The 24,442-nt window shown below is 66.7% G+C and carries 29 protein-coding genes; 11 read left to right on the plus strand and 18 right to left on the minus strand.

Features of this window, described 5'->3' with window-relative positions:
* Positions 1 to 29 precede the first annotated feature (29 nt).
* Entirely contained in the window at positions 30 to 299 is a 270-nt protein-coding gene (locus NKH51_RS17155) for a DUF7571 family protein (RefSeq protein ID WP_254762888.1), read from the minus strand.
* Positions 300 to 498: 199 nt separating this feature from the next.
* Between NKH51_RS17155 and NKH51_RS17160 the strand changes: the two genes are divergently transcribed.
* Positions 499 to 705 carry a cold-shock protein gene (locus NKH51_RS17160; RefSeq protein WP_254762889.1) on the plus strand — a complete coding sequence of 69 codons (207 nt, stop codon included), beginning with the start codon at positions 499 to 501 and terminating at the stop codon, positions 703 to 705.
* A 158-nt stretch (positions 706 to 863) separates the two neighbouring features.
* Here NKH51_RS17160 and NKH51_RS17165 read toward each other — a convergent pair whose 3' ends face one another.
* Complete coding sequence (locus NKH51_RS17165) at positions 864 to 1,295, minus strand: PadR family transcriptional regulator (RefSeq protein ID WP_254762890.1); 432 nt, start codon at positions 1,293 to 1,295, stop codon at positions 864 to 866.
* 257 nt (positions 1,296 to 1,552) lie between these two features.
* Between NKH51_RS17165 and NKH51_RS17170 the strand changes: the two genes are divergently transcribed.
* Positions 1,553 to 1,810 carry an ArsR family transcriptional regulator gene (locus NKH51_RS17170; RefSeq protein ID WP_254762891.1) on the plus strand — a complete coding sequence of 86 codons (258 nt, stop codon included), beginning with the start codon at positions 1,553 to 1,555 and terminating at the stop codon, positions 1,808 to 1,810.
* A 64-nt stretch (positions 1,811 to 1,874) separates the two neighbouring features.
* On the opposite strand, the gene NKH51_RS17175 is transcribed toward NKH51_RS17170, so the two are convergent.
* The 5 genes from NKH51_RS17175 to NKH51_RS17195 form a co-directional block, all read right to left on the minus strand.
* The gene (locus NKH51_RS17175; RefSeq protein WP_254762892.1) at positions 1,875 to 2,930 is read right to left on the minus strand and encodes a glycoside hydrolase family 15 protein; all 1,056 of its coding nucleotides are present in this window, start codon (positions 2,928 to 2,930) and stop codon (positions 1,875 to 1,877) included.
* Positions 2,927 to 3,649, minus strand: coding sequence for a class I SAM-dependent methyltransferase (locus tag NKH51_RS17180; RefSeq protein ID WP_254762893.1), 723 nt, complete (start codon positions 3,647 to 3,649; stop codon positions 2,927 to 2,929). The genes NKH51_RS17175 and NKH51_RS17180 overlap by 4 nt, the downstream gene beginning before the upstream one ends.
* 1 nt (position 3,650) lies before the next feature.
* Positions 3,651 to 5,012, minus strand: coding sequence for a glycosyltransferase family 4 protein (locus tag NKH51_RS17185; RefSeq protein WP_254762894.1), 1,362 nt, complete (start codon positions 5,010 to 5,012; stop codon positions 3,651 to 3,653).
* A gap of 271 nt (positions 5,013 to 5,283) precedes the next feature.
* Complete coding sequence (locus tag NKH51_RS17190) at positions 5,284 to 5,844, minus strand: NUDIX hydrolase (RefSeq protein WP_254762895.1); 561 nt, start codon at positions 5,842 to 5,844, stop codon at positions 5,284 to 5,286.
* 93 nt (positions 5,845 to 5,937) lie between these two features.
* Entirely contained in the window at positions 5,938 to 6,888 is a 951-nt protein-coding gene (locus NKH51_RS17195) for a diacylglycerol/lipid kinase family protein (RefSeq protein ID WP_254762896.1), read from the minus strand.
* A 54-nt stretch (positions 6,889 to 6,942) separates the two neighbouring features.
* Between NKH51_RS17195 and NKH51_RS17200 the strand changes: the two genes are divergently transcribed.
* Entirely contained in the window at positions 6,943 to 7,650 is a 708-nt protein-coding gene (locus tag NKH51_RS17200) for a PHP domain-containing protein (protein ID WP_254762897.1), read from the plus strand.
* Between the two features lie 199 nt (positions 7,651 to 7,849).
* Here the strand turns inward: NKH51_RS17200 and NKH51_RS17205 are convergent, their stop codons facing one another.
* Both NKH51_RS17205 and NKH51_RS17210 read right to left on the minus strand, forming a co-directional pair.
* Positions 7,850 to 8,104 (minus strand): DUF7344 domain-containing protein, encoded by a 255-nt coding sequence (locus tag NKH51_RS17205; protein WP_254762898.1) that lies wholly within the window; start codon positions 8,102 to 8,104, stop codon positions 7,850 to 7,852.
* 302 nt (positions 8,105 to 8,406) lie between these two features.
* On the minus strand, positions 8,407 to 8,820 hold the full coding sequence (locus NKH51_RS17210) for an Lrp/AsnC family transcriptional regulator (protein WP_254762899.1): 414 nt from the start codon (positions 8,818 to 8,820) through the stop codon (positions 8,407 to 8,409).
* Between the two features lie 102 nt (positions 8,821 to 8,922).
* Between NKH51_RS17210 and carA the strand changes: the two genes are divergently transcribed.
* Positions 8,923 to 10,002: a glutamine-hydrolyzing carbamoyl-phosphate synthase small subunit gene (carA, locus tag NKH51_RS17215; protein WP_254762900.1), complete on the plus strand. Its 1,080-nt coding sequence runs from the start codon at positions 8,923 to 8,925 to the stop codon at positions 10,000 to 10,002.
* Between the two features lie 131 nt (positions 10,003 to 10,133).
* On the opposite strand, the gene NKH51_RS17220 is transcribed toward carA, so the two are convergent.
* The 4 genes from NKH51_RS17220 to NKH51_RS17235 all read right to left on the minus strand — a co-directional run bounded on the left by NKH51_RS17220 (position 10,134) and on the right by NKH51_RS17235 (position 14,343).
* Positions 10,134 to 11,282, minus strand: coding sequence for a DUF7537 family lipoprotein (locus tag NKH51_RS17220; protein WP_425606677.1), 1,149 nt, complete (start codon positions 11,280 to 11,282; stop codon positions 10,134 to 10,136).
* A 78-nt stretch (positions 11,283 to 11,360) separates the two neighbouring features.
* Positions 11,361 to 12,299 (minus strand): NAD(P)/FAD-dependent oxidoreductase, encoded by a 939-nt coding sequence (locus NKH51_RS17225; RefSeq protein ID WP_254762902.1) that lies wholly within the window; start codon positions 12,297 to 12,299, stop codon positions 11,361 to 11,363.
* Complete coding sequence (locus NKH51_RS17230; protein ID WP_254762903.1) at positions 12,289 to 13,482, minus strand: ABC transporter substrate-binding protein; 1,194 nt, start codon at positions 13,480 to 13,482, stop codon at positions 12,289 to 12,291. Before NKH51_RS17230 ends, NKH51_RS17225 begins: the two co-directional genes overlap by 11 nt.
* Positions 13,483 to 13,593: 111 nt before the next feature.
* The gene (locus tag NKH51_RS17235; protein WP_254762904.1) at positions 13,594 to 14,343 is read right to left on the minus strand and encodes an SIMPL domain-containing protein; all 750 of its coding nucleotides are present in this window, start codon (positions 14,341 to 14,343) and stop codon (positions 13,594 to 13,596) included.
* 131 nt (positions 14,344 to 14,474) lie between these two features.
* On the opposite strand from NKH51_RS17235, the gene cysK reads away from it, so the two are divergent.
* Positions 14,475 to 15,416 carry a cysteine synthase A gene (cysK, locus tag NKH51_RS17240; RefSeq protein WP_277998680.1) on the plus strand — a complete coding sequence of 314 codons (942 nt, stop codon included), beginning with the start codon at positions 14,475 to 14,477 and terminating at the stop codon, positions 15,414 to 15,416.
* A 46-nt stretch (positions 15,417 to 15,462) separates the two neighbouring features.
* Here the strand turns inward: cysK and NKH51_RS17245 are convergent, their stop codons facing one another.
* Entirely contained in the window at positions 15,463 to 15,858 is a 396-nt protein-coding gene (locus NKH51_RS17245) for a CopG family ribbon-helix-helix protein (protein ID WP_254762905.1), read from the minus strand.
* A gap of 104 nt (positions 15,859 to 15,962) precedes the next feature.
* Here NKH51_RS17245 and NKH51_RS17250 point away from each other — a divergent pair, with 104 nt between their 5' ends.
* Together NKH51_RS17250 and NKH51_RS17255 are read left to right on the plus strand one after the other, a co-directional pair.
* Complete coding sequence (locus NKH51_RS17250; RefSeq protein ID WP_254762906.1) at positions 15,963 to 16,748, plus strand: hypothetical protein; 786 nt, start codon at positions 15,963 to 15,965, stop codon at positions 16,746 to 16,748.
* Positions 16,749 to 16,823: 75 nt separating this feature from the next.
* Positions 16,824 to 17,612 carry an enoyl-CoA hydratase/isomerase family protein gene (locus NKH51_RS17255; protein ID WP_254762907.1) on the plus strand — a complete coding sequence of 263 codons (789 nt, stop codon included), beginning with the start codon at positions 16,824 to 16,826 and terminating at the stop codon, positions 17,610 to 17,612.
* Between the two features lie 19 nt (positions 17,613 to 17,631).
* Here the strand turns inward: NKH51_RS17255 and NKH51_RS17260 are convergent, their stop codons facing one another.
* Both NKH51_RS17260 and NKH51_RS17265 read right to left on the minus strand, forming a co-directional pair.
* Positions 17,632 to 18,531 carry a glycosyltransferase family 2 protein gene (locus tag NKH51_RS17260; protein WP_254762908.1) on the minus strand — a complete coding sequence of 300 codons (900 nt, stop codon included), beginning with the start codon at positions 18,529 to 18,531 and terminating at the stop codon, positions 17,632 to 17,634.
* Between the two features lie 52 nt (positions 18,532 to 18,583).
* Positions 18,584 to 19,291, minus strand: coding sequence for a class I SAM-dependent methyltransferase (locus NKH51_RS17265; protein ID WP_254762909.1), 708 nt, complete (start codon positions 19,289 to 19,291; stop codon positions 18,584 to 18,586).
* Positions 19,292 to 19,514: 223 nt separating this feature from the next.
* Here NKH51_RS17265 and NKH51_RS17270 point away from each other — a divergent pair, with 223 nt between their 5' ends.
* The 3 genes from NKH51_RS17270 (at position 19,515) to NKH51_RS17280 (ending at position 21,453) form a co-directional block, all read left to right on the plus strand.
* On the plus strand, positions 19,515 to 19,796 hold the full coding sequence (locus tag NKH51_RS17270) for a MarR family transcriptional regulator (protein WP_254762910.1): 282 nt from the start codon (positions 19,515 to 19,517) through the stop codon (positions 19,794 to 19,796).
* 110 nt (positions 19,797 to 19,906) lie between these two features.
* Positions 19,907 to 20,749, plus strand: a complete 843-nt coding sequence (locus NKH51_RS17275) for an MBL fold metallo-hydrolase (RefSeq protein WP_254762911.1) — start codon at positions 19,907 to 19,909, stop codon at positions 20,747 to 20,749.
* Positions 20,750 to 20,778: 29 nt separating this feature from the next.
* On the plus strand, positions 20,779 to 21,453 hold the full coding sequence (locus NKH51_RS17280; RefSeq protein WP_254762912.1) for a YkgJ family cysteine cluster protein: 675 nt from the start codon (positions 20,779 to 20,781) through the stop codon (positions 21,451 to 21,453).
* Positions 21,454 to 21,697: 244 nt separating this feature from the next.
* Here NKH51_RS17280 and NKH51_RS17285 read toward each other — a convergent pair whose 3' ends face one another.
* A complete protein-coding gene (locus tag NKH51_RS17285; RefSeq protein WP_254762913.1) occupies positions 21,698 to 22,108 on the minus strand; it encodes a TRAM domain-containing protein in 411 nt (136 codons plus the stop codon).
* A 152-nt stretch (positions 22,109 to 22,260) separates the two neighbouring features.
* Positions 22,261 to 23,988 carry a radical SAM protein gene (locus NKH51_RS17290; protein WP_254762914.1) on the minus strand — a complete coding sequence of 576 codons (1,728 nt, stop codon included), beginning with the start codon at positions 23,986 to 23,988 and terminating at the stop codon, positions 22,261 to 22,263.
* Positions 23,989 to 24,225: 237 nt separating this feature from the next.
* Between NKH51_RS17290 and NKH51_RS17295 the strand changes: the two genes are divergently transcribed.
* Entirely contained in the window at positions 24,226 to 24,384 is a 159-nt protein-coding gene (locus tag NKH51_RS17295; RefSeq protein ID WP_254762915.1) for a DUF7559 family protein, read from the plus strand.
* Positions 24,385 to 24,442: the final 58 nt, after the last annotated feature.

Here is a 24,442-nt window from a genome sequence, read left to right on the forward strand (position 1 = left end):
GCCGAAAGAGTGGGTAAGGGCGGCGTCGGTCAGGACGTGGTCGGGGTGCAGTTCCAGCCGGGGTCGTGACCGGTGCGGTCGATGCGATCGGACCGACACGCCGGGCAGTAGTCGGGAGTCGTCGATTCGCCTCGAGGGACGTACACCGCGCCGTCGCACTCCACGCACGCGTCCGCAACGATAGTTACGCAGTCCGCGCAGACGTTGAAGTCGTCAACCGTGAGATCGCGCAGCGGTTCGAGTTGTTTGTCCAGTTCGTACTCGTCGATGACCGACTGACAGCTGTGACACGGTTTCATGGCGATGCGTGTGTACCATGTGAACTCATACCTAAATATCTGCCTCTCGGAACTGTCAGACCTACGGCGAGTAAACGCGCGATCGGTGCGCCGCTGTAGATCGACCGCCCCGCCATCTCAGCGGCTCACTTCCAGCAGGGGTCGTGGTACCGCAACCCTCGGAAGCGTTATCCGGGTACGGCGACTCCGTTCGTTCGTAATGGCAAACGGTACGGTTGACTTCTTCAACGACACGGGCGGCTACGGTTTCATTTCGACTGACAGCGACGAAGTAGACGACGACGAGGACGTGTTCTTCCACATGGAAGACGTCGGCGGCCCCGACCTCGAGGAAGGCACGGACGTCGAGTTCGACATCGAATCATCCCCGAAGGGACCCCGCGCGACGAACGTCGTTCGTCAGTAAGCCGGATTTCGCCCGTCGTTCACAGCGATAGGCGCGATTCCGTTCTTTGACACTCGTCCGCCGTAGCCGCCGCTCTCTCCGGCCGCGAGCGACCAGCCAGCGACGACCTCGAATCGGAACCTCCCCGAATCCCGGTCTCCGCCGCGGCTCGAGCCCGATCACTCGTCTCGATCCCCATCACCTCGAGCGGCCGCCACTCCGACACCTGCGCTGCCCCGGAGATCACAGAGGACGGCGAGGCGTTCGGCCCGCTGGAGCAACAGCGCGCGCCCGGCACCCGTGAGGCGATAGGTGACTGCGCGCTCGTCGGGCTCGCGTCTCGCCAGCAGCTCGCGACCGACGAGCGCACGCAGGTTGGGCCCGAGGCGAGTCGGACTCACGCGGGGATACCGGCGCTCGAGGCTCTCCCCGATCCCCGACCGGGTGGTGGCCACCCCGTCGCGTTCGCGCCGGGCGACGGCCTCAAGGCAGTCCCGTTGGAAGCCGGTGAGTTCGATCCACGCGCGCCGGCCGTCCGTGGTCGGGTAGCTGGCGGGCGATGCGGCTGCTCGAGCGGGGGCTTGAAGGCCCCGCGAATCGTGGTCTGACATGGCTTTCAGTGGGTTACACGGAAGCCGCGCGGACCGGTGTGGGCGCACCGGTCTGCATTCTCTCGAGGACCGATTCGGGTAGTTCTGGGTCCGTCTAGCTTCCGGTAGTCCAGTTGACGAGTGGACAGTACTTCAAACTAGTGCATCGAATACAGTACTAGGGAGCGCCAAACAGCGTACAAATACTATCGAATCGAGCGTTCTAACACGGTGTTTCGTGTGTTCACGGTCGAATGCGACGGCCACGGGTGGACTGGATGACGCGGGCCGACGACGCGATCCTCGAGTTTCTTCTCAACGAGGGCAATCGACCCCTGATCGCGAATCCGTCCACGGTCGAGGCCAACATCGATTACAAAATCTCGCACGTGCGGCGCAGACTACGGGCACTGCAAGACGGTGGGCTCGTGGAGTACTACGACGAGGATCGGGGTCTATATCAGATCAGTAAGCGGGGTCGAAAGTACCTCGCTGGGGAACTTGATGCCGATGATCTCGGGCCAACTGAAAGTTGATCGCTGAATGCGTTCGCTGGTATCGTGGCCCCTTAGGGGCACGAACGTACCGATTTGTATCAGGTCATTCAAATAGCGGATCAGTAAACAGATCCGCAGCCCCCGAGACCCCTGACAACGCATCCGCGGCCAGCACCGCCGCCCCGCAGGTCCACGTCGGCCGCTCGCCCGGCCAGAACTCCTCGTCTTCGAACTGGTAGCCCGTCCAGAATATCCCCTCGTCGTCGGTCCACTGGAACAGCCACTCGTAGATCTCGCGGGCGCGCTCTTGTCGCCCCACCGCAGCCAGCGAAATCACCAGTTCGCAGGACTCGGCGACGGTCACCCACGGCTCGTCGTCGACGCACCGACATCCCAGGCCTTCCTCGAGAAACCGGTCCAGTCCGGCCTCGAGCCGATTGCGCGCCGGGTCGCCGGTCAGGACGCCACAGAGGACGGGGTAGAACCAGTCCATCGCGTACCGGGACTTGCTCTCCCACGTGCGGTCGAAGCGGTCGGGTCGGGTGCGGATCGCCTCGCCGAGGCGGGTGCGGGCCTCGAGCCAGCGCTCGCGGGCGTCGGTGAAGCCGAGTTCGCCCGCGATCGCCGCGCCGCAGGCCAGGCTCTTGTACAGCGAGGCGCAGCCCGAAATCAGCGCGTCCTCGTAGGGCTCGCCGTCCGGGCTGACCGACCAGTAGATCTCGCCGCTGTCGGCCTGCTGGGCGCACGCGAACGCGAGCGCGTCGCGGACGGTCGGCCACAGGTCTGCGAGAAACCCGCGGTCGCCGGTACACAGGTAGTGGTGCCAGACGCCGACGGCGACGTAGGCGCTGCGGTGGGTCTCCTTGCGCGGCTCGTCACCCGCGTGGGCGCCGTCCCCGTCTTCGGGGTCGCCGTAGGTCGCCCAGAGCGCGCCGTCATCGTGCTGGGCGTCGGCCACCCACCGATAGGCGCGCTCGGCCGCGTCACGGCGACCGGCGACCGACAGCCCCATCGCGCTCTCGACGTGATCCCAGGGGTCGGCCGGGCCGTCGGGGTACCAGAGGACGAGGCCGTCCGCGCGCTGGGCGCGCTCGATGTAGTCGACCGCGGGCTCGAGGCCCCACGCCGACAGCGACTGCCGGCCGGTGGCGTCGCTCACGCCTGTCCCTCCAGCCGGAAGTAGTAGACGACGCTCTTGCCGACCACGGGGTCGAGCGCCCGCTCGAGCAGCCGTACCGGACGGGGCGACTCGAGGATGTCCCACTCCAGAAAGCGGTCGTAGGCCCGCAGCGGCAGCGGCGCGTCGCCCGCCTGATCGCGGTCCCACCAGAGACACTTCAGCCACCAGTAGGGCGCGTGCAGGGCGTGGGCGAAGTGGCCGCCGACTTTTCGGAAGCCCCGGCGCTCGACCGCGGCCCGGAGCTCCTCGCGGTCGAAGATGCGGACGTGGCCGCCCTCGACCTGGTGGTACTCGTCCGACAGCGCCCAGCAGACCCGCTCGGGCCCCGCTCGGGGCACGCTCACCGCGAGCGTCCCGCCGGGCGCACAGACCCGCCGGAGTTCGTCTATCGCCGCCTCGTAGTCCGGAATGTGCTCCAAAACTTCGGTACAGCAGACGACGTCGAACGCGCCGTCCGCGAAGGGGAGCCGGAGCGCGTCCCCGGACAGGAAGGTGACCGGTACGTCGGTCTCGCCGGTGATGTACTCCTCGTAGTCCTCGCGGGCGGCCGCCAGGCTCGCCGGCTCGAGGTCGAGGCCGACGACCTCCCCGACGTTCTCGAGGGCCGCGGCGTGGACGTGCCGGCCCTCGCCACAGCCCACGTCGAGAAGGCGCGTACTCGGCGTCAGCGGCAGCCGATCGAAGTCGATCGTCTCCATCTCAGCTCACCCGCGTTTCGATCGCGTCGCGGTACGTTCGGACGGTCTCGCGGGCGGCCCGTTCCCAGTCGAACTCTTCGACGATGCGCTCGCGACCTCGCTCGCCGAGCCGTCGGCGGCGCTCGTCGTCGGCCAGCAACTCGCGGATCGCCGCCGCGAGCGCGTCCGAATCGGCCGGCTCGACCAGCACGCCGGCGTCGCCGACCACTTCGGGCAGCCCCCCACCGGTGGTCGCGACGACCGGAACGCCGCAGGCCAGCGCCTCGCCGGCGGGAAGGCCAAAGCCCTCGTAGATCGACGGGACGACGGCGAGGTCGGCGGTGCCATAGAGGTCGACCATCCGATCGTAGCTGATCTCGCTGTGGGTCTCGATCGCGTCCTCGATTCCCAACTGCGCGATCAGCCGGTCGCAGTCGCCGCCCTCGTCGAACTCGCCGACGACGACGAGTTCGGCGTCGATGGTCTCGCGCACCTCGGCGAAGGCGGAGAGCAGGTAGCGCGCCCCCTTCAGCGGTACGTCGGCGCTGACGGTCGTCATGATCCGCGGGCGGTCGCGGGGCCGCTCGCGGGGCTCGAACAGCTCCGTGTCGATGCCGTTGTGGACGACGCGGATCGCGTCGGGGTCGGCATCGAAATCGGAGACGGTGTGGCGCTTGGCCGACTCGGAGACGGTCAGAACGTGGGGGAGGTCCTGAACGACCTCGCGTTGCATCTCGAGGAAGCGGTACCACCGCCGGATCAGCAGTCGCTCCGTCCAGTCGTCGGCCGCGCCGAGGGCGGCGTCGCGGTCGACGGTGATCGGGTGGTGAACCGTCGCCACGACGGGGTGGCCCCGCTCGCGCAGCGCGTGGAGCCCGTGACAGAGCGACTGGTTGTCGTGGATCACGTCGTACTCGGGCTCGTGTTCGTCGAAGTAGTCGACGACGCGACGGCCGAAGGCGTAGGGGTCGGGGAAGCCGCCGGTGAGCGCGCTCAGCCACTCGTAGAGCGCGAGCGGATCGCGGAGATAGGCGGGCTCGAACTGGCCCAGTCGGTCGAGTTCGTCGACGATGTTCTCGCCGGGCAGTTTCACCAGCCCGACGTCGTCGTCCAGTTCCGGATAGGGCTTGCCCGAGATCACGTCGACGGAGTGGCCGAGGTCGGTCAGCGCCCGGCTCAGATACTTCACGTAGACGCCCTGGCCCCCCGAATACGGGTTCGACCGGTAGCTCAACAGACAGATATCGAGCGGCGCGTCGGGTTCGGCCGCCTCGAGCGACGGTTCCGACTCCGCCGTCGCACCCGCGGCGGTCGCCCCACCTGCCGACGCGGACGAGGTAATAACGCTCCCCCGGAGAAGACGTCTGAACGTACCAATGACCATCGCAGTCTATCCTGCATGTGTGGGCACTCCCTCATAAACCTCCCGCTCGTGTACTGTTTCTTGACAGTGTGCAGTCTCGAAACGCGCCTCGAGAGTGGGTCGGCCGGCGGGCACGCGATCGGATAGTTGTGTCCTCGAGCGGGCGGAACGCGCCGTCTCGACTCGAGGTGTCGCGGCGCGGGCGACCGGTCGCCACACTGGGTGGTCCGCTCGGCTGTTCGCCGGCCGACATCTTCCGTGCCGACCGCTGACCGCCGACGCCGCGATCGGGTTATCGGGTGTCCCGCCGCATGGCGATCTCGAACCACGGACAGAGCCGGAGCTGGCGGTACCACTCCGGATGGGTGTGGAGTCGCTCGTAGGGAACCCACATCAGCCCGGCGACCTCCTCCTCGTTGGGATCGAGACTGCGGTCCGACAGCGTCAACTTGAGGACGGCACAGACCTCGTGTTCGACGCCCTCGTTCTCGAAGTAGCGCTTGTACTCGAAGCGGTCGGTCAGCCGCAGGTCGTCGTACTGGTCGGGCGTGATCCCCAGTTCCTCCTCGAGACGCTCGCGGGTCGCCTCCTCTTGGCTCTGGCCCTCGACGGGGTGGGAGGCGACGGTGCCGTCCCAGTAGGTCCCCCAGAGGCGCTTGTCGGGCGCTCGCTGGGCGAGCAGTACGTTGCCCTCGCCGTCGAAGACCAGCGAGGTGAACGCGCGGTGGCGGATGCCGTCGCCGGTGTGTGCGTCGAGTCGGTTGACCAACTCGAGTTCGTTGTCGTCGCCGTCGACGGCGATCACGTCCTGTCCCGCGTTCTTGTGTTCCAGCTCCTCGTCCGGGGTGCTCATACCCGCACAATTACGTCGACTCTTGAAACCAGTATCGTCTCGTCGCGGGGGTTTCGAATCGATACACGGGGACTATTGCGGTCGATCGAACGACTACAGTTCTCCGCCGTCCGGATCGGGTTGATACCGCTCGCCGACGGCGATGGTGAGCGTTTCGGCCTCCGTTTCGAGCCTGAGAGTTTCGGTCTCGAGCATCTCGCCGTCGAGGCTGTACTCAACGGAGTCCCGCCGGCTCTCGATCGCGAGCGACGGCGTTCGTCGCCGGACGATGTGGGTGCTATCGCGTCCGAACAGCTTTTGCATGGCCGCACCGCCGAGCAGGTTCACGGCCGCAGCGTCCTCGACGATCGTCACCTCGAACAGGCCGTCCTCAGCGTTGGCCTGTGCCGTTCGCGCGCCGGTGAACCGTCGACAGTTCCCGATGAGGACGAACATGGCCCGCCCTTCCCAGGCCCGCGTTCGTTTCCCGTCCGGTCCCGGCGCCGTCTCCACTCGGAGCGGCAACGAGTCGAACGACCCCACGGTCTCGAGTGTGTTTTTCACGTACGCGAGGACGCCCAGATTCGATTTGCTCTCCGGCGTCGTATTGCTGCTCGCCTCGGCGGTGACGCCGCCGACGCAGGAGTTGACGAAGACGCGCTCGTTCGCGATTCCGACGTCGATCGAGCGGCGTCGTCCCTCCTCGACCACCGTAAACGCGTGTTCGATACCCTCGATCCCGACGTTCGCCGCGAAGTTGTTTCCCGTCCCCGCCGGGACGACGGCGACGGTCGTCGTTGCGAACTCGTCCGCGGCGGCGATGCCGTTGACGACCGCGTTGAGCGTGCCGTCGCCACCGACGGCAGCCACGAGGTCGGCGTGGGATGCCGCGTCGCGTGCCAGGCGTTTCGCGTCGCCTTCTTCCTCGGTCTTTCGAACTTCGAACCCGTGTTCCGCTGCGAGTCGCTGGACATCGTCGACGTGATCACCGCTCCCGCTGACGGGATTGAGAACGAGAACGCGATCCTCGTCGGCTCGCCGTCCGTTCGGCCCCTCCGATCGCATACCACTGGAAACGCCGGCCGAGCGCAAAAGGGTCTGGCCGGCGTATGCGTTGCCGTGTACTCCGTCGACCTGCACGCGCACACGCGATTCTTCCACGGTCGTCGCGACCTCGGGGACCGTTTCGACCCGCTCGGCGTCCGACTCCTCGCCGAAGCGGCCGAGCGACGGGGTCTGGAGGGGGTCGCGACGACCAACCACGACTACTACACGCCGCTCGAGCCCGACGGCGGCGCCACCACGCTGCCGGGGATCGAGATCACGACGGACAGGGGCCACGTCCTCGTCGTCGGCCCCGACCCGCCGGCGGCGACGAAACCCGGCGCGCTCTCGCCCCGCGAGGCGGTCGCGCTGGCCCACGATCGCGACTGCGCCGCGATCGTCGCCCATCCGTTCCGCAATAGCTCCGTCCGGAAACTCGAGGACATCCCCTTCGACGCCATCGAGGTCAACGGCAAACACCCCCGGTCGCGCCCACTGGTCGAGGAACTAGCCCGCGAGCGCGACCTGCCGCTGGTCGGCGGCAGCGACGCCCACTACCCGTTCGAGGTGGGCCGGGCCTACACCGTCGTCGAGGCCGACTGCCTCACGCCCGAGGCTGTCGTCGATGCCATCCGCGACGGCCGGGTGAGCGCGCGCGTCTCGCACTCGTGGGTCGACAGCCTCCTGCGCCGGGGCTATCGGGTCATCCACGATCGCAAGCAGGTGACCGACGCGATAGAACAGCCGACGCCGGGTGTGGGGATGCCGCCGGGCGAAGAGTAACTCACAGCTGGCGGTCGCGAACGCGGTGCTGTGGACGCGACGGGCGGTTGGGGTGGACACCGTCGGAAGTGGTAGTCGCGCGGCCGCGCCCGGCGACGGATGAGGGCTAGCCTCGACGGCCGGCCGACCGCTCGATGCCGCGGATCCACCGCCGCGGTGCGATCGGTCGACGCCGGCGCTCGAGTCGCTTTCCGCCAGCTTAGAACTCTGCGATGAGATCGGCTAGACACTCCAGCGAGGCGTGACCCTGATACCGGATCGTCTCGCTCCGTTCGTCGTATTCGATGACGTTCGCGTCCGACAGCCGGGGGAGCACCGAGTGGCGAAGTGCGACCCGGTCTTCGCGGTGATCGTCGCCCTCGAGTTCGTTCGCGAGGTCCCGTACTGACGCGATGTCGTCCGGCGAGTTCCGGAAGTAGGCCAGGACAGCGCGGCGGCGGTGGTCAGCGAGCACGGTTAGGAGTTCGTCTTTCCTCTCGGGTGGAAGTGTGTCTTGGCAGCCCATGGTCGTGATTGCTGTGGTGCCCTCGCTGGGGTACTGCGTACGTGTCCATGTGTTGATCCACGAAATGGACGATACGTTACTGCCACTGGGGTGCTTACTGTGCGTAAAGTGGACACATACTGTCTGTTCTCCGTGTGAGGCCACACGTGTGTCAGACGGATAAGGATGGTTTTCACCCGGAAGCGTACAGTACGTTCCGATCGTCGTTTCGAGGAGTAGCAGGACTTCCAGCGGGGAGTCCGACCGTCGACCTACCCGAGTTCTTCGTCGAGAATCAGGCGCGTCTTCGTGCTCACGACCTCCTCCTGATCGCGGGCCTTCGTGATCAGATCGTTGACCCCGCGGGTGTCTGCGGCGTCGACGACGAGGACGATGTCCTGTTCGCCCGAGACCATCCAGACGAAGTCGACCTCCGCCCACTCGGCCATCCGCTCGGAGACCGCCTTGGTGTCGACGTCGACCGCGACGCCGATCTCGAGCATCGCCTGGACGTTGCCCGTGCGGGTCGAGATGGTAAAGCGCTCGATGACGTCGTCGTCCATCATGCGCTCGACGCGGTTGCGAACGGTCCCCTCGCTGGTCCCCACCTCGTCGGCGATCTCGGTGTACGGCGTCCGGGCGTCCCGCCGGAGGATATCGAGGATCCGTCGGTCTAGATCGTCCATGGAGATGCGTGGCTACGACCGACCCGCACTTACCGATTACGAAAATCGTAACTGAGCTTCGAAGACAACACTTATGAGCGTCCATCCGATACGTAGATCGTAATGACGGAAGCCTACGTCGCACTGGAAGGCGGCCACGTGATCGAGGGACGTGGTCGTGCTCCGGGAACGGCTCGCGGGGAACTCGTTTTCACGACAGCGTATACGGGCTACGAGGAGAGTCTGACCGACCCCTCCTACGAGGAACAGGTCCTGACTTTCTCGTACCCGCTGATCGGCAACTACGGCGTCCGCGAGGAGCGATTCGAGGACGACCGCGTCCACCCCCGCGCCGCGCTCGCCAAGGAGTTCACCGACGACGTCGCCGAGTGGCTCGCAAGCGAGGGCGTCCCGGCGGTCGACCATCTTGACACCCGAGAGGTCGTCATTGACATCCGCGACGGCGGCGCGATGAAATGCGGCATCGCCGTCGGCGAGGACGTCACCGAGGAAGACGCCATAGCGCAACTCGAGGCCTGTAAGGCAATGAGCGACCACACCGATATCGGCGCGCAGGTCAGCGTCGACGACCCCGAGGTCCACGGCGCAGACAACGACGGCGAGACGGTCGCCCTCGTCGACTGCGGCGCGAAGGGCTCGATCATCAGTTCGCTGCTCGAGCGCGACGCGACGGTCCACGTCCTGCCCTACGACGCCGCCATCGAGGACGTCGAGGCCGTCGACCCCGACCTGCTGTTCATCTCGAACGGCCCCGGCGACCCGGTCAACTTCGGCCAGGCGATCTCGCTCGTCGAGGCGTTCGTCGAGGACACGCCCGTCGCCGGCATCTGTCTCGGCCAGCAGATCGTCGCCGAGGCGCTGGGCGGCTCCACCGAGAAGATGACCTTCGGCCACCGCGGCGTCAACCAGCCCGTCCTCGATCTGGAGTCCGGACAGGTCGTCATGACCACGCAGAACCACGGTTACACGGTCGCCGACCCCGGCGACCACCTCGAGGTCACCCAGATCAACGTCAACGACGACACGCCCGAGGGGATCGACGGCGTCGAGTACGATGTCATCACCCGTCAGTACCACCCCGAAGCGAACCCTGGCCCCGAAGACACCCTCGACTTCTTCGACGACGTGCTCGCCATGGCTTCCGGGCGAGCGGACACGCAGGCGGTTCCCGCCGACGACTGAGCGGTCCGAGCTCGCCTCGGTGGGTATCAGTCGCACCCGATCGCTCTCTTTGTCGACCGTTGGATATGCGACGAGTGCGGAATCCGCAACGCGATCGGCATCCAACCCTCGAGGTCACCTCTCCCGCGGCGCTACTTCTCGTAGACTCCCTCGTACGCCACGAGTCCACTTTCGGTTCTGACGGTGATCATGACCCACTCCGTATCGATGGTGGCAGCCCCATCGGGTTCAACGTCGACGGTCGCCAGTAACTGATCGTCTCTGACGGTGAGATACAGCGTCTCTCCCGGTTCGAACGCCTCGTCCACGCTCGCCCCGTAATAGTTCGCACCGATCGAAGACAACGAGACCGTCGCGTTTTCGGGTATCGGCTCGCCCGATTCCAGCGCGAGTGCGATGGGGTCTCCGTCATCGATCGAAATCGACGCTTCGGGAGCCCGCTCGAACCCTTCGTCGACCCACCCCGGTCTCCCGAGTTCGCTCTCGCCGACGCCCGAGAACGTCGTTTCCACCGCGACCGATTCGGTGTTGCCGTTCCTCGTCTCCCCCTCGAATTCGTACGCGTAGCGTTCGATGCCGTCGTCGGAAACGGTGACCGTCGCGGCGAACTCGCCGTACTCGTCCACCAACGGATACAGTTGCTCGAGGTCGTCGCCCATCTCCGTCCCTTCGTAGGTGACGGCCGTCGAACCGTCGGTTTCCTCGACATCGATCAGTTCGTACCCCGAAACTCCCAGCACGGCTTCAAGTTCGTCGCGGATATTCTGCTCGGCCGTCGTGCGCATCCCCGGTCCGCTTTCGACCCGGTATCGTTCGTTCGAATCGACGGTCCGGCGAATGAGCGTCTCGTTCCCCGTCTCCGTGAACAGCCAGGTTTTCTCCGTCGACGACACGAACATGCTGTCCTCCGTCAAGGGGGTGAAGTCGTATTTCGTTTTCTGCATCTTCTGCTCGCCGTCGACGGTGAGCGTGATCGACTCCTCGTACGTCTCCGTGTCGTATTCGATCGTTTCGTGCGTCTCAACCGTGTACGACCTGTTTTCGAGAACGGTCTCCTGTCGAGACTCGAGTTTGCTAGCATCGAGTCCGGATTTCCCGGTACCGTCCGGGTAGTCGATGGCCTCACTTGCTTCGTCTTTCGTCGCCACTCCCGTTTCGCCCTCTCCGTCATCATCCTCGCTCGTGGTACCGCCGTCGAGGACCCCTGCACATCCCGCAGTCATCGCTATGACCACGACGACTACAATCATGATTACTGACTTATTCATGAATGAATACATCAATCCACGGGATATGAAAGAACTGATCGAGCCCTCACCGAACGGTGACCGGCACTGACCGATCTCCGTCTCGAACGCTTACCGGTCAGCCGCGGATCCGGACCGCTCGAGTGCCACAGCCCGTTCCCGGATCGCCTCGTCGTCGACGGCCTCGAGCAGCACGTCGTCGTCGAGCGCGGCCGCGAGCCGCCGTTGTCCCCGTTCGGCGCGCTCGGTCGCGGTCGCCGAATCGACGTAGGCCGCGTCGCGGTCCGCGGCGTAGGTTTCGGCCAGGCGGCGGACCGTCTCGGGCTCGCGATCGTCGGCTGCTGCTCCCTCGAACAGCTCGACCCATCGTTCGGGATCGGCCCACTCGTCTCGACGGTTTTCGGCTTTGCGCCGCCAGTCGTAGTGGGTGGCAAAGCGGCCCCAGTAGCCCTCGTCCTCGCGCAACTCCCGGAGCAGCGTGCGGGCAACCGACGCACCGTGGCCGGCCGCGATGATCGCCTGATCGCCACAGCCCGCGAGCGGCCCGGCGACGTAGAGCCCGTCGACGGGCGTGCGACCGTCGGCGTCGGGATAGTCGCGGTCGAACCGCTCGTCGGCGTCGTCGGCCCCCTCGGCGACGAACATCGCGTCCTCGTCGAGCCCGCGGAGATACGAGCCGTCGTACTTCGTCGCGGCGATCACGAACCGGGCCGTGACGGGATCGCTTTCCTGTGGCTCGAGCCGAAAGCCCCCGCCCTCGAGCGCCGTTACCGACTCGATCAGATCGTCCTCGATCCGACAGCCCGCGGTGTCGGCGTGGTCTCGCGCCAACGCGAGGAAGGTCTCGGGGTCGATCGCGGGGAAGCCGAGGTAGTTCTCGAGGGAGGCACACCGACGCAGCGAGGACGGCCCGCGATCGAAGAGGACGGTCTCGAGGCCCGCGCGGGCGGTGTAGACGCCGGCCGAACAGCCGGCGGGGCCGCCGCCGACGACGGCGACCGCGGCGTCGCGGTCCGTGTCGGCGTCGAACGCGGCGTTCTCACTGCCCATCGGTAGCTGCTCCGCTGACGACGTTCGCGACCCGCTCGCGGTCGAACAGGCGTTCGTCTTCCGGAATCTCCGGATAGGGCTGGCCGGATTCGTAGCCCGGCCACGTGCCGAACTGCTCGGGGTAGAGCTGCTTGGCGGTCATCTCGAGCTGGAACAGGTTCATGATCGGTCCCTGGTAGCGCATCCCGCTGGCGACGACGCGATCGTTTTGTACCGCCGCGAGTTCGCTGCCGGCGGCGTGGGACTCGAGACGCTGGCGGATGTCCCCGATGGCGTAGCTCGAGGTGATCCCCCAGAGGTGGAGGACGACGTCCGGGTCGGCCTCGAGCATCGTCTCGTAGCTGACGGTGCCCCAGTCGCCCGACCACTCCACGTCGGCGAGCGCGTCGCGTGCGCCGAGCGGTCGCGTCTCGGCCTGCCAGAAGCCCGGCGTGTTGAGGTGATAGGAGTAGAATACGCCGTCGCCCAGCGTGACGCGGGCGACCGTCGGCCGCTCGTCTTCGGGCGGCAGGTCCGACTCGATCCGGGACAGGGTGTCCTCGTAGACCCCCCGGAGCGCCTCGTAGCGCTCCCGCTCCTGGAAGACGGCCGCGACCTTTTCGAAGAGCTCCCAGAGCGTGTAGTACTCGTAGCTGTCGGCGTACGCGTCGGCGGGCTCGCTGTGGACGCCGCTGTGATAGCTGCCGACCCACGGCGCGACCGTGTCGGCGATCTCTTCGATGTCCGAGGCGTCCCAGTCGTTCTGGGTCGTCAGCACGTACGACGGGTCGAGGAAGTGCACGTCGCTCTCCGCGCCGTAGAGTTGCTCCTTGGTCACGCCGTTCTCGAGCGGGTTCTCGAGTCCCTCCCAGTCGAAGGAGACGCCCGGGAGCCGCTCGTAAAACTTGTTCATCGTCGTCCCCGACATCTCGGGGGCGAAGAGCGTGCTCACCGCGTCACCGTGACCGAGCGCGACCGCCATGTCCGCGTACTGCGTGAACGTGACGAAGGCGTCCTCGGGGACGGCGTCGAACTCCATCTCCCCCATCGGTGCCATCGACACCGTGTACGAGCCGTCTCCACTCCCGTTTCCGTTCTCCGAGCCGGTGTCGCCGATACAGCCGGCCAGCGCCGCTCCTCCGGCTGCGATCCCTGCCGTCACGAACGTTCGCCGACTCGAGCCGAACTGCCGTGTCGTATCCATGCGGTTTAGGCTCGCCTAATAATCCAAAAGTCGTTCGATTTTAGGCCGGCCGAAAGCGATGGCGAGGGGACGGGAGGGGGCCCGCCAGCACCGTTCTCGCGGCCAGCGCGATCACTCGGCGAACGCGTACGTGACGGTCACGCTGGCGCTGACGCTGACGGGGTCGGCGTCGATCTCCGTCGGCGGCGCGCCGCCGGCCGCGTCGCCGCTCGTCACGGCCTCCTGTCGGACCGGGTGGACCTGCACGCCGCCGGTCGTGACGGCCGTCGTCCCCGCGAGGCTGACGCCGCGGTTGTCGGCGATGTGGGCTGCCTCCGCGTCGGCGTTTGCCAGCGCCGCGTCGATCGCGTCCTTTCGGAGTTCGGCGCGCGTCTCCTGCTGGAGGGTGAAGTTCACGTAGCCCACGTCGTCCGCGCCCGCGGCGACCGCCGCGTCGATGACCTCGCCGACGCGGTCCACGTCGGTCAGCGTCACCTCGAACGAGTGGGTTCCTTCGAACCCCGCCGACTCGCCGGTTCGCCTGCGGACCGGGGAGATCCGGTACTGGCCCTCCTCGACGTTTTCGTCGGCAATCCCCAGTTCGTCGAACGCCGCGCGGAGCCGTTCGGCTCCCGTCGCCAGTTCGTCGGTGACGGCCTCGGCGCTCTCGCCGCCGGCCTCGACGCCGACGCTGACGATCGCCCGATCCGGTTGCGCTTCGACTGCGCCGTCGGCGCTGACCGTGATCTCGCCTCGATCGGCGCTCTGAGTGCCGTTCCCGTCCGAATCGCCACCGTCAGTACTGAGCGGGCTTCCCGCACAGCCCGCCACCGCGGCCGCGAGTCCGACCGTCGATGCCGCGAGGAACTGTCGTCGATCCATACTCACACGTCAGGGGGAACGGGGAAAAGCACGACCCAAGCTCAAACGGCCCTTTGACCCTGCACGGGTACGCTGTCGACCGAACCGGTTCGGGGCAAACCGTACCGCGGTTCTCCCGAATGTCTTGCCCCATGGACTCGAGTCTCGAATCCGCGGCCGACATCGACGCCGCCGAGCGCGTCGACGAACTGATCGGCGAGACGCCCTTGCTGCGACTGGACGCCTTCGCCGACAACTGCTTCGGGAAGGTCGAGGCGGCGAACCCCTACTCGGTCAAAGACCGGATCGCCCGCTCGATCGTCGACGCCGCCGAGCGCGCGGGCGCGCTCGAACCCGGCGGCACCGTCGTCGAATCGACCAGCGGCAACACGGGGATCGGGCTCGCAGCGGTGTCCGCCGCGCGGGGGTACGACTGCGTGCTGACGATGCCGGCATCCATGTCCGTCGAGCGCCGGAAGCTCCTGCGGGCGCTGGGGGCCGACCTCGAGCTCACCCCTGCCGAGGACGGGATGGGCGGGGCCAACGAGCGTGCCGCCGAACTCGCCGCCGAGCGCGAGGACGCGATCCTGGCCAGCCAGTTCGAGAACGAGGCAAACCCGGCGGCCCATCGGGAGACGACGGGCCCGGAGATCTGGGCGGCCACCGACGGCGCGGTCGACGCGGTCGTCGCGGGCGTCGGCACCGGCGGGACGATCACCGGCGTCTCGGAGTACGTCAAAGAGGAGCAGGGAAAGACCGACCTCACGTCCGTCGCGGTCGAGCCCGCCGAGTCGCCGACCCTCTCGGAACGCAGTTCCGAGGGCCACGACATTCAGGGCATCGGCCCCGGGTTCGTTCCCGATATCCTCCGGACCGAACTCGTCGACGAGGTTCGCGCCGTCGAGGCGAGCGAAGCCAAAGACGCGGCCCGGAAGCTGGGCCGCAGCGAGGGGCTGCTGGTCGGCATTTCCTCGGGTGCGGCGCTGGCCGCCGGTGCCGAGTACGCGACCGAGCACCCGGACGAACTGGTCGTCGTCGTCCTCCCCGACACCGGTGAGCGCTACCTCTCGACCGACCTCTACGAGTTCGAGTAGCGCGGTGGGCCGACTGCGGGCTCCCGCGACGCCGCGACCGGCGGCCTCAGACCCCTTCGTCGCGGATGACCATGACCTTCACGCGGCGGACGCCGTCGAAGTCGCGAAGTCTATTGGTGAGGTCCCGGACCCGTTCGGCCGGCCCGCGACAGAACAGCGACTCGAGACACCACTCGCCCTGATGGGTGTGGCTCGTGTTGAGGATCACGCCCTGATATTCGTGCTGGACGGCGTGGAGTTCCCCGATCACGTCGTGGTGACGGTAATCGAAGCCGACGAGCGCGACGATCTCGCCGGTCGTCTCCTCGAGGCGTGAGTGGGCCTCGATGTACTCCTGCATCGCCTCCCTGACCGCTCGAGAGCGGTTGTCGATGCCCTGCTCGCGCCAGATCCGGTCGAACTCCTCGAGGACCTCGTCCGGAACGTTGAGCGACGTTCGCATATCGCTGGTACCGTCGCGGTTCCACAAGAGTCCCCCGTATGATCGAACCCCCGTTTCGGTAGTAACAACCGTTAACCGTGCCGTCACGGTTGCTCCGACACACGATGATTCCCGGCGACGCGCTCGGACTGTTCGCGGGCGCCGTCGCGCTCGGTGCCGTCCACGGTATCGAACCGGGTCACGGCTGGCCGATCGCGGCGTCGTACGCGCTCGACAAGGGCAACGAGTGGGCGTACGGTCTCGCGGCGAGTCTCATCATCGGTGTCGGCCACCTCGTGAGCAGCATCGCGATGGTGGCGGTGTTCTTCTACGCGAAGGGGTATTTCGGCCTCACGCAGCTCAACGAGCCGATCACGGTCCTCGGCGGCGTGCAGATCGGCGGGCCGGTGAGTCTGGTGGCCGGCGTCTTGCTCATCGCGCTCGGCGTTCGCGAGTACCGCCACGGCCACACGCACGGGAGCAGCGACGACGGGCACGTCCACGATGGCGCTCACTCCGAGCACTCGCACGATCACGGCCATTCCCACGATCACGGCCACTCGCACGGCGACCTCGAGCACTCTCACGACCACAGCCACTCGCACGGCGGCCACGAGCGCGACGCCGACCGCGGCTTGCTCGGCATCGCCTGGTTCGCGTTCGTCCTCGGATTCGCCCACGAAGAGGAGTTCGAGATCATCGCACTCTGTGCCGGCTCGACGCACTGCCTCGAACTGATGAGCGCCTACGCGCTCACGGTCATCGTCGGTATCGTCGGGCTGACGATGCTCCTGATCGCGGGCTATCAGCGCTCCGAGGAGACGGTTGAGCAGTACGCGCCGTACCTTCCCGTCTTCTCCGCCGCGGTCCTCGTCGTCATGGGCATCGGCTTTATCATCGGCCTGTTCTGATCGACCGACGACCGGATATCGGCAGCACGTTCCCCCTCACCGATAACTAAGAACGTCGCTTGTGATCTCTCCCCCATGGAATCCGTTGGTAGTGGACTCGCAGCGATCGAGTGGCACGATCACCGCGCCGATGTCTACCTCTCGAGACCGGACAAGCGCAACGCGATGACCGTCCCGCTCATGCGGGATCTGATCGAGGCCTTCGAGCGAGTCGACGCGAACGACGACGTCCGCGCGGCGACCTTGCTGGGCGAAGGCCCCGTCTTCTCCGCCGGGATGGACCTGAACATGATGCGCGGCCGCGTCGAACCCGACTCCGAGACCGACCGCGACGTCTTCCCCGAGGTTCTGAACACGATCGAGGACCTCCGCCAGCCGGTCGTCGCCGGTATCAAGCGGGCCGCGCCCGCGGGCGCGTTCGAACTCACGCTCCCCTGTGACTTCCGCGTGATCGGCCGCGACGCGACGTACGGCCTGCTCGAGATCAAACTCGGCACCTTCCCCCACGGCGGTGGCACCCAGCGCCTGCCCCGTCTGGTCGGGCTCTCGAAGGCCAAAGAGATCGTCCTGACCGGCGACTGGGTCGATCCCGAAGACGCCGCCGACATGGGGCTGGTCCACGAGGTCGTCGACGCCGACGCGGTCGACGAGCGGACGAAAGCGTTCGCCGACAATCTCTGTGAGAACGCGCCGCTCGGCCTTCGCAACGGGAAACAGGCGCTCAACGCCGCCCTCGACATGCCGTTAGAGCAGGGTCTGGAGTACGAACGCCAACTCGGTCACGAACTCGACGACACCCACGACTACCGAGAAGGGTTCGAGGCGCGACTCGAGGACAGGGAGCCGGAGTTCCGCGGCGAGTGAGTTTCCCGTCTGTGGCCGCTCACCGACGGTCGTAGATCTGGACCGCCCGATCGTGGCGCGCCGAGAGCCCGTTCGGGTTGCGTCGTTTCGAGCGGTCGGCGTATCTGGCGCGAATCCCGTCCCACAACCCGCGTGCGACGTTTTTGCTCACGTCGGTGCCGTCGGAGAACCAGTCAGTCGGCGTCGCTTCGCCCGAGACGAGCCGGCGAGCGGCGGCGACACCGTCTCGGACGGCGCTGTTCCCGGTCCGGACGACAATGCTCGGTCGCGGCCCGTAGTTTTTCGCGAGCCGGTACGCCATCGACCGATAGGTCTCTCCCCAGTCGGGATCCGCCCGGCCGCCGTCGGTTCCGACCTCACACCGGGCGGCCATCGCCGCGTCCCACGACACCTCGTAGCCGAGATGAGCCGCACGGTGGGCACAGTCGCGCTCGCCGGCTCCCTCGAGGTACTCGTCGAACCCGTCTAAGGTCTCGAGGACCGGTCGCTCGAAGGCGACGTTGTCGCCGTGAAACCGCGTTACCGTTCGGCCGCTGACCCGTTCGGGCGACCGCAGGTCGGTCCCGCCGGGGCCGCCGGTGACGGGGCCGGTGACGATGTTCGTCCCATCGCCGATCTCCTCGTCGATGGCCCCATACCAGCTGTGGTCGATCGTGTACTCGCCATCGAGGAAGGCGACGACCTCGCCCGTGGCCTGCTCGAGGCCGGCGTTTCGGGAGACGCCGGCGTTTCGCTCGGAGATCTCGATGAGGACGTCGACGTCGTCGCGTTCGCGCACCACTCCGGTCGTCCCGTCAGAGGAGGGACCGTTGACGACGATGATCTCCGTCGACGGCGGCGTTCGTTCCGCGAGGGCGTCGAGACACGACAGCAACTGCTCCCGGTTGTTGAGCGTCGACACGACTACCGAGAGCTCCATACCGCCCGTTAGGGGCTCCTGATAGTAAATAGATGGGATTTTCCCGGATCGATCAGCGGACGCGCGCGTTCCAGTACGACACCGACGCGAAGTGGTCGGTGACCGGGAGTTCCCCGACCGATTCGTCGAGCCGCCGTAGCGGGGACGCCAGCCCGTTGGGGATCGATCGGTAGAGGCCGTACGGCAGGAGGAAGTCGTCTTCGACGTCCTCGAGTCGCAGCTCCGTCTTCGCGAGCAAAACGGCCACTTCGCTCTTCGAATACAGTCGCGACCCCATCGGGAGCGCCCAGTTGTAGACGCTGCGCGACGAGAAGCGATTGAACGTGTCGAAGACGATCTGCTCCCGCGAGACGCGTCGCATCTCCCGCAGGAACGCCTCCGGATCGTCCGCGAGGTGGAAAAACCGCATCGCGACGACGGTATCGAAGTGATCGTCCGGAAACGGGAGTCGACCCGCGTCGCCGCGGAGGAACTCGAGTGTCCCCTCCGTCTCGGCGTTTCGCGCCTTCCGCCGTCCCTGCTGTAACATCGCCGCCGAGATGTCCAGCCCGACGACGTCGGCCCCCTGGTGGGCGAGCATGAGGGTAAACCGCCCGGTACCACAGGCGATCTCGAGGATCGACCGGTCCTCGACGGGCATGATCGCCTCGAGGACGGCCTCTTTCTCCCGGCGGTCGATCAGCTGTCCGCCCCGAGAGAACCGCTTATCATCGTATTCCTCGGCGACGTCGTCGGCTTGGTACCACTCCTGTCCTTTCACACTGAGCGAACCTACTGTCCCGATGGGATAAAACGATACTGGACTCCGTCCGCGACCGACCGTCAGGTCCGCGTTCGAATTCCGCTCGCTCTCGCGGTGAACGGGGCCGAAACGAGGTCCTGAGGTTCTGTGTTAATACCTCATTCATACGCCTTATACAAACTACAGTATTCGTATCTGAATATAGGGAAGCTTTACCATCACCGATTCCGCTCAGGTAGGTATGAGCACGAGTACAGCCGAGGACCGTGGTGCTGCCGCCGAAGAAACACTTTCCGAGGACGAATACCGCGACCGCCTCCGCGATCTGCCACCGAGCGCGAAGCTCGTCGCGAAAGTGCTGGAGACCGATTCGCCGCTCTCACAGGGACAGCTCGCCGAAGAATCGCTGCTTCCCGACCGGACCGTTCGCTACGCGCTCAACCGGCTCGAGGATGTCGGCCTCGTCGGCTCGCGATACAGTTTCCGTGACGCCCGGAAACAGGTGTACTTCCTCAAGCACTGACCGGTTCGTCCGCGGCCGACCTGTGGTCCACTGCTCGGGGGAACGGGGGTGGATCGACCGGCGTTGCCTCTGGCGATACATCCTTTTCCATCCGATCGTATTGTCGACGTATGCACGTGAGCCGGTGTGTCGTCCCGGTCGCGACGCGCGCGCCCAGCGGCGATACCAACGCCTATCTGCTCCGAGCGACATCGGGGTCGTCTCCGACCGACGAGCGGCGACGCAGCGAGTCCGAGACCGGTCCCGCGATCCTCGTCGACCCGGCGGCCCGAACCGACGACCTCGATCGACTCGTCGCCGACCACGCCGTCGAGCACGTCCTCGTCACCCACACGCATCCCGATCACGTCGGTGCCGTCGACGCCTACGCCGACGAGACCGACGCCACGGTCTGGGCCCGGTACGGCCGAACCGACCGCTTCCGCGACGCGACGGGCCGCGAGCCCGACCGCACGTTCGCGCCCGGAACGACCGTTCCGCTCGGTGACGACCGCGTTCGCGTCCTCGACGCGCCCGGCCACGCCCCGGACCACGTGGCCCTCGAGGTCGGTCGCGGCGGCCCGATCGTCTGTGGCGACTGTGCGGTCCGCGAGGGCAGCGTCGTCGTCGGCGCGCCCGAAGGTGACATGCGCGCGTACGTGACGACGCTGCGCCGGCTCTGGGCGCGGAATCCGCCGGCGCTCCATCCGGGTCACGGCCCGGAGATCGACGCTCCCCGCGAGGCCCTTGAGCGACTGCTCGCCCACCGCGACGAGCGCGAAGAGCGGGTGGTCGCGGCCGTCCGCGACGGTGCGGAAACGCTCGACGGGGTCCTCGACGCGGCATACAAGAAGGATCTCTCGGGCGTGCGCGACCTTGCGCGGGCGACGGTGGTGGCTCACCTCGAGAAACTCGCCGTCGAGGGACGGGTCGCGTGGGACGGCGAGCGCGCGACGCCGCCCGCGGACGACTGACTTTTCCGCCTCGGCGCCCACGTTCGGGTGTGCAATCGCTCGAGGCCGAACTGGAAACCGCCCGCCAGCTCGCGATCGACGACCTCGCGGACGCGATCGAGTCGATCGGCTTCGACTGTACCCGCTGTGGGGCCTGTTGCAAGGCCGACGCCGAGGACGACCACACGGCGACGGTGTTTCCGGACGAAGTGCGCACGCTGGAGGCGAGCGACGAATACGACGGCGACTACGACTGGCGCGATATCGCTCGTCCCATGCCCTACGGACTCTCGGAGACCGCCAACGGCGGGCTCGAGGGCGAGACCTTCGAGTGGGCGCTCCAGACCGACGATTGTGGCGACTGTACCTTCTACGAAGAAGACGAGTCGGGCACCGGTGCGTGTACCGTCCACGACGACCGTCCGCTGATCTGTCGGACCTACCCGTTCAGCGTCGCGCTCGCGGGCACCAGCCAGCCGATGGGCGAAGCCGTCGATGAAGCCGGCGTGGTCCGCGCCCACGAATGCGAGGGCCTCGGCCGCGACATCTCCAGAGACGACGCCGAGGAGCTGGCTCGAGCGCTCAAAGCGCGAGCGGTGCGGGAACTCGAGGAAGCGATCGCGGTCCGCGACGAGTACGAGCCCGCCGATCCCGATCCCGGCGAGGTCGTCGTCCACGACTCCGAAGGCGCGAAACGGGTCGACGGAACGCCGCTCGAGGAGTGAGACGAACCTGCGGCTGATCGTTCACTTGTTAACCGATGGTCGAGTCCGATCGCCCCACTTTCTGTAACGAGATCGAACGATAGCTGGCGGCTTAACTACGAGAGCAGCTATTGTACGGCGCGCTTCGCGCGCCGTTTCACCGAGCGCGCCACCGGCGCGCTCGGCCTTTTTGGTCGAGATTTTTACCGGGGGCATCGGCCGGCGTCTTCGACGCCGGCCTCAACCCCGGTAAAAAAGGTCGTTCTTAAAAGGTATCCTCGATGATCTCGCCGACGGCGAAGTTCGATTTGACTTCGGTGACTTCGATCTTGACGCGCTCGCCGACGTCGGCACCGGGGACGATGATGACGTAGCCGCGCTCGACGCGGGCGATGCCGTCGCCCTGTTTGCCGATGTCCTCGATCTCGACGTACCGCGTTTCGCCCACGTCGACCGGCGGCTGGGGCTCCGACGGCGCGGTCGCCGGCTGGCTGGCCGCCGCGGTCTCGTCGTCGCTGGCGGTCTCATCGCGCGAGATGAGCGCGACGCGGTAGACCTCCCCCGGGTCGATGTCGCCGGTCTCGACTTCCTGACGCGGGACTTCGATGACGTACCGATCCTCCTCCTCCGAAACGTCCGTACTGAACAGACACAGCAGTTTGTCAGAGATTTCCACAGGTAGACCCTCTATTTCAGTGCAGATCCCCATCCATAATAGAACTACCGACACCGAGCCGCCGGCTGACGGGCGAATCGGCGTGTGCGCTGCGCCCTCGAGCGCCCCGGAGATATACTGTTAGATGTTCACGAGCCGCGAGGGGCGATAACTCAGTCTGCGCGCTCGAGCGGCCGCGTCGTGACGAACTGCGAGAGGTCGAACCCCGTCTCGAGGTCGGCGTCGCCGACGGACTCGTAGGGGCGGTTGATGACGATGTCGCCCGCGGTGCGGTCGCCGATACCCGGGATGGCGGTGAGTTCGTCCATCGAAGCCGCGTTGAGATCGAGCGGGTAGGGGACGCCGGTGACCGAGCGGTAGCCGTGGTCGACGACCGCCGCGTCGATCGTCTCCCCGAGTTCGCGCTCGCCCGGGATGCCGACCAGCAGCGGGTAGGTGCCGAGTTGGCGGCCGAAGGTCTTGCCGTCCTGGTGGTACTCGAGGTGGACGTTCGGTAGGACGGTTCCGGGGGGTGCGACTCGCTCGAGCATCGGGTTGTCGATCTCCTCGCGGACCCGTTGCTTGTAGCGTTTGAACAGCTTCTTGTGCTCGTTTGCGATCTCCGCTCCCGTATCGCTCATGTCGGTGCCGTCGAAGGCCATCACCTGCCGGATGTTGATGCGGCGGAGCATGTAGCCCTCGTCGTAGACCCGCTCGAGGAACTGCCGGTTGCGCTCGTAGGTCTCCTCGCGCTCGCCCTTGAGCCCGTGCAGGAGGTTGATGCCAGGCAGGAGTTTGGGGAGCCGGCGCGGGGCGTCGTCGCCGAAGGTCGGGGCGTCCTCGGGATCCTCCCCGGGACGCCACCCTGCTTCCTCGTTGACGATCCGGACCGCCTCGAAACACTCTTCGGCGGTGACGTTGAGGTTGTTCTCCTCCTGGACGACCGGATCGGCGGACTCGAGGCCGAACGCGGCCGTGTCGCCCGGCGTGTTGTGCTCGGCAATGATCCGGATCCCCTCGCGGCTGGCTTCGGGCCACTCGACGATCGTGATGGGGTTCATGTTGTCGAGGTGCAGCGTTTCGAGGTCGGGCGCGACCTCGCGGATGCCGCCGTAGAGTTGGCGCAAGGCGTCCGGATTCGGCGCTTCGCCGTCGCCGCCGTAGGCGAGGATGTCGGCCTGCCGGCCGAGCCGGAAGTGTTTCACGCCGTAATCGGAGAGCGCGTCGACCTCGCCGACGACGGTCGGCGGCGGGCGAAACTCGGGGTTGCCGTACAGCGGCTCCGTACAGAACGAACACCGGTAGGCACAGCCCCGCGAGGTCTCGAGTTCCGCGATGAGGTGGTCCGGATGATTCGGATGCTGCTCGACGATGAAGGCGCCCGCCTGTGCCCACCGTGAGACCTCCTCGATGTCGCGCATCCGGTTGTTGAAGCCCTCGAGGCCGCTCTCGACGAGGTTGAAGACGGCGGCCTCGACGTCGCCTTTCGCGACGAAATCGAAGTCCAGATCCTGGCGTTCGGTCTCGGTCGCGCCGGCGTTTTCCTCGCCGACGCCGAACTTGACGGGGCCGCCCATCAGGCTCGTCCCGTTGGCGGTCCAGGCGAGTTTGCGGACTTCGTCGGGTTCGGCGGGCGTGCCGCCGACGTACTTGCCGGGGACGGTCATCCCGCCGAGGTAGATCAGGAGATCGGCCTCGTCGACGGCCCGCCACCGGTCGGGTTCGTCGCGGAGACCGTCGATGGTGTGATAGGTGATACGCTCGCGTGGAACGCCCGCGTCGACGAGCGCCCCGGCCGTGTACCGCGGGTACGTCGAGATGTACGGCGGCACCCCGAAGTGTGCCGGCTCGTCGACGTAACCGTCGACGATCGTCACGGACAGCGTCTCGGGGTCGGTCATAGCGCCCGATAGCGCCTCGAGGGCTAAAACGGTGACTACACGACCGTCTCGACTCGGCGAGTTCTCGAGCCCGCCGAGTCGTCCATTGCTGTCCCACCCGGCGGTGATTCGACCGGCCGGCAGACAGGGGTGGCCTGCAAACCGAGTGCGAACGCGACGGTACCCGTGGAGGCGAACCGAGCACCGTCGGGTGCCGCAACCCCGACGTTGATGGTCGTCGTGACGCTACTACCGGGTATGCCCCCAACGGAAGAGGTCGTGTGCACCGACGATGACTGCTTTCTCGACATCTTCGAGAACCACTACACCTACGACGTACCCGACGACCTCGAGGTCTCGCAGCTGTCGTGTCCGGTCTGTGGCGGCACCGACTGCCTCGAGCGGGTGGAGCTCTAACCGAGCGAATGCGACCGGCTCGGACGACGAGACCGACCGCCTCGCAGTCGATTTCGTC

Origin of the sequence: Natrinema marinum, assembly GCF_024296685.1 — an archaeon.
GTDB classification, from domain to species: domain Archaea; phylum Halobacteriota; class Halobacteria; order Halobacteriales; family Natrialbaceae; genus Natrinema; species Natrinema marinum.

Excerpts from the sequence above, each read along its gene's own strand:
- NKH51_RS17155 (WP_254762888.1), bottom strand. The coding sequence starts at position 299 with ATGAAACCGTGTCACAGCTGTCAGTCGGTCATCGACGAGTACGAACTG.
- NKH51_RS17160 (WP_254762889.1), top strand. The coding sequence starts at position 499 with ATGGCAAACGGTACGGTTGACTTCTTCAACGACACGGGCGGCTACGGT.
- NKH51_RS17165 (WP_254762890.1), bottom strand. The coding sequence starts at position 1,295 with ATGTCAGACCACGATTCGCGGGGCCTTCAAGCCCCCGCTCGAGCAGCC.
- NKH51_RS17170 (WP_254762891.1), top strand. The coding sequence starts at position 1,553 with ATGACGCGGGCCGACGACGCGATCCTCGAGTTTCTTCTCAACGAGGGC.
- NKH51_RS17180 (WP_254762893.1), bottom strand. The coding sequence starts at position 3,649 with ATGGAGACGATCGACTTCGATCGGCTGCCGCTGACGCCGAGTACGCGC.
- NKH51_RS17185 (WP_254762894.1), bottom strand. The coding sequence starts at position 5,012 with ATGGTCATTGGTACGTTCAGACGTCTTCTCCGGGGGAGCGTTATTACC.
- NKH51_RS17190 (WP_254762895.1), bottom strand. The coding sequence starts at position 5,844 with ATGAGCACCCCGGACGAGGAGCTGGAACACAAGAACGCGGGACAGGAC.
- NKH51_RS17195 (WP_254762896.1), bottom strand. The coding sequence starts at position 6,888 with ATGCGATCGGAGGGGCCGAACGGACGGCGAGCCGACGAGGATCGCGTT.
- NKH51_RS17210 (WP_254762899.1), bottom strand. The coding sequence starts at position 8,820 with ATGGACGATCTAGACCGACGGATCCTCGATATCCTCCGGCGGGACGCC.
- carA (WP_254762900.1), top strand. The coding sequence starts at position 8,923 with ATGACGGAAGCCTACGTCGCACTGGAAGGCGGCCACGTGATCGAGGGA.
- NKH51_RS17220 (WP_425606677.1), bottom strand. The coding sequence starts at position 11,282 with ATGTATTCATTCATGAATAAGTCAGTAATCATGATTGTAGTCGTCGTG.
- NKH51_RS17225 (WP_254762902.1), bottom strand. The coding sequence starts at position 12,299 with ATGGGCAGTGAGAACGCCGCGTTCGACGCCGACACGGACCGCGACGCC.
- NKH51_RS17230 (WP_254762903.1), bottom strand. The coding sequence starts at position 13,482 with ATGGATACGACACGGCAGTTCGGCTCGAGTCGGCGAACGTTCGTGACG.
- NKH51_RS17235 (WP_254762904.1), bottom strand. The coding sequence starts at position 14,343 with ATGGATCGACGACAGTTCCTCGCGGCATCGACGGTCGGACTCGCGGCC.
- cysK (WP_277998680.1), top strand. The coding sequence starts at position 14,475 with ATGGACTCGAGTCTCGAATCCGCGGCCGACATCGACGCCGCCGAGCGC.
- NKH51_RS17245 (WP_254762905.1), bottom strand. The coding sequence starts at position 15,858 with ATGCGAACGTCGCTCAACGTTCCGGACGAGGTCCTCGAGGAGTTCGAC.
- NKH51_RS17250 (WP_254762906.1), top strand. The coding sequence starts at position 15,963 with ATGATTCCCGGCGACGCGCTCGGACTGTTCGCGGGCGCCGTCGCGCTC.
- NKH51_RS17255 (WP_254762907.1), top strand. The coding sequence starts at position 16,824 with ATGGAATCCGTTGGTAGTGGACTCGCAGCGATCGAGTGGCACGATCAC.
- NKH51_RS17260 (WP_254762908.1), bottom strand. The coding sequence starts at position 18,531 with ATGGAGCTCTCGGTAGTCGTGTCGACGCTCAACAACCGGGAGCAGTTG.
- NKH51_RS17270 (WP_254762910.1), top strand. The coding sequence starts at position 19,515 with ATGAGCACGAGTACAGCCGAGGACCGTGGTGCTGCCGCCGAAGAAACA.
- NKH51_RS17275 (WP_254762911.1), top strand. The coding sequence starts at position 19,907 with ATGCACGTGAGCCGGTGTGTCGTCCCGGTCGCGACGCGCGCGCCCAGC.
- NKH51_RS17290 (WP_254762914.1), bottom strand. The coding sequence starts at position 23,988 with ATGACCGACCCCGAGACGCTGTCCGTGACGATCGTCGACGGTTACGTC.
- NKH51_RS17295 (WP_254762915.1), top strand. The coding sequence starts at position 24,226 with ATGCCCCCAACGGAAGAGGTCGTGTGCACCGACGATGACTGCTTTCTC.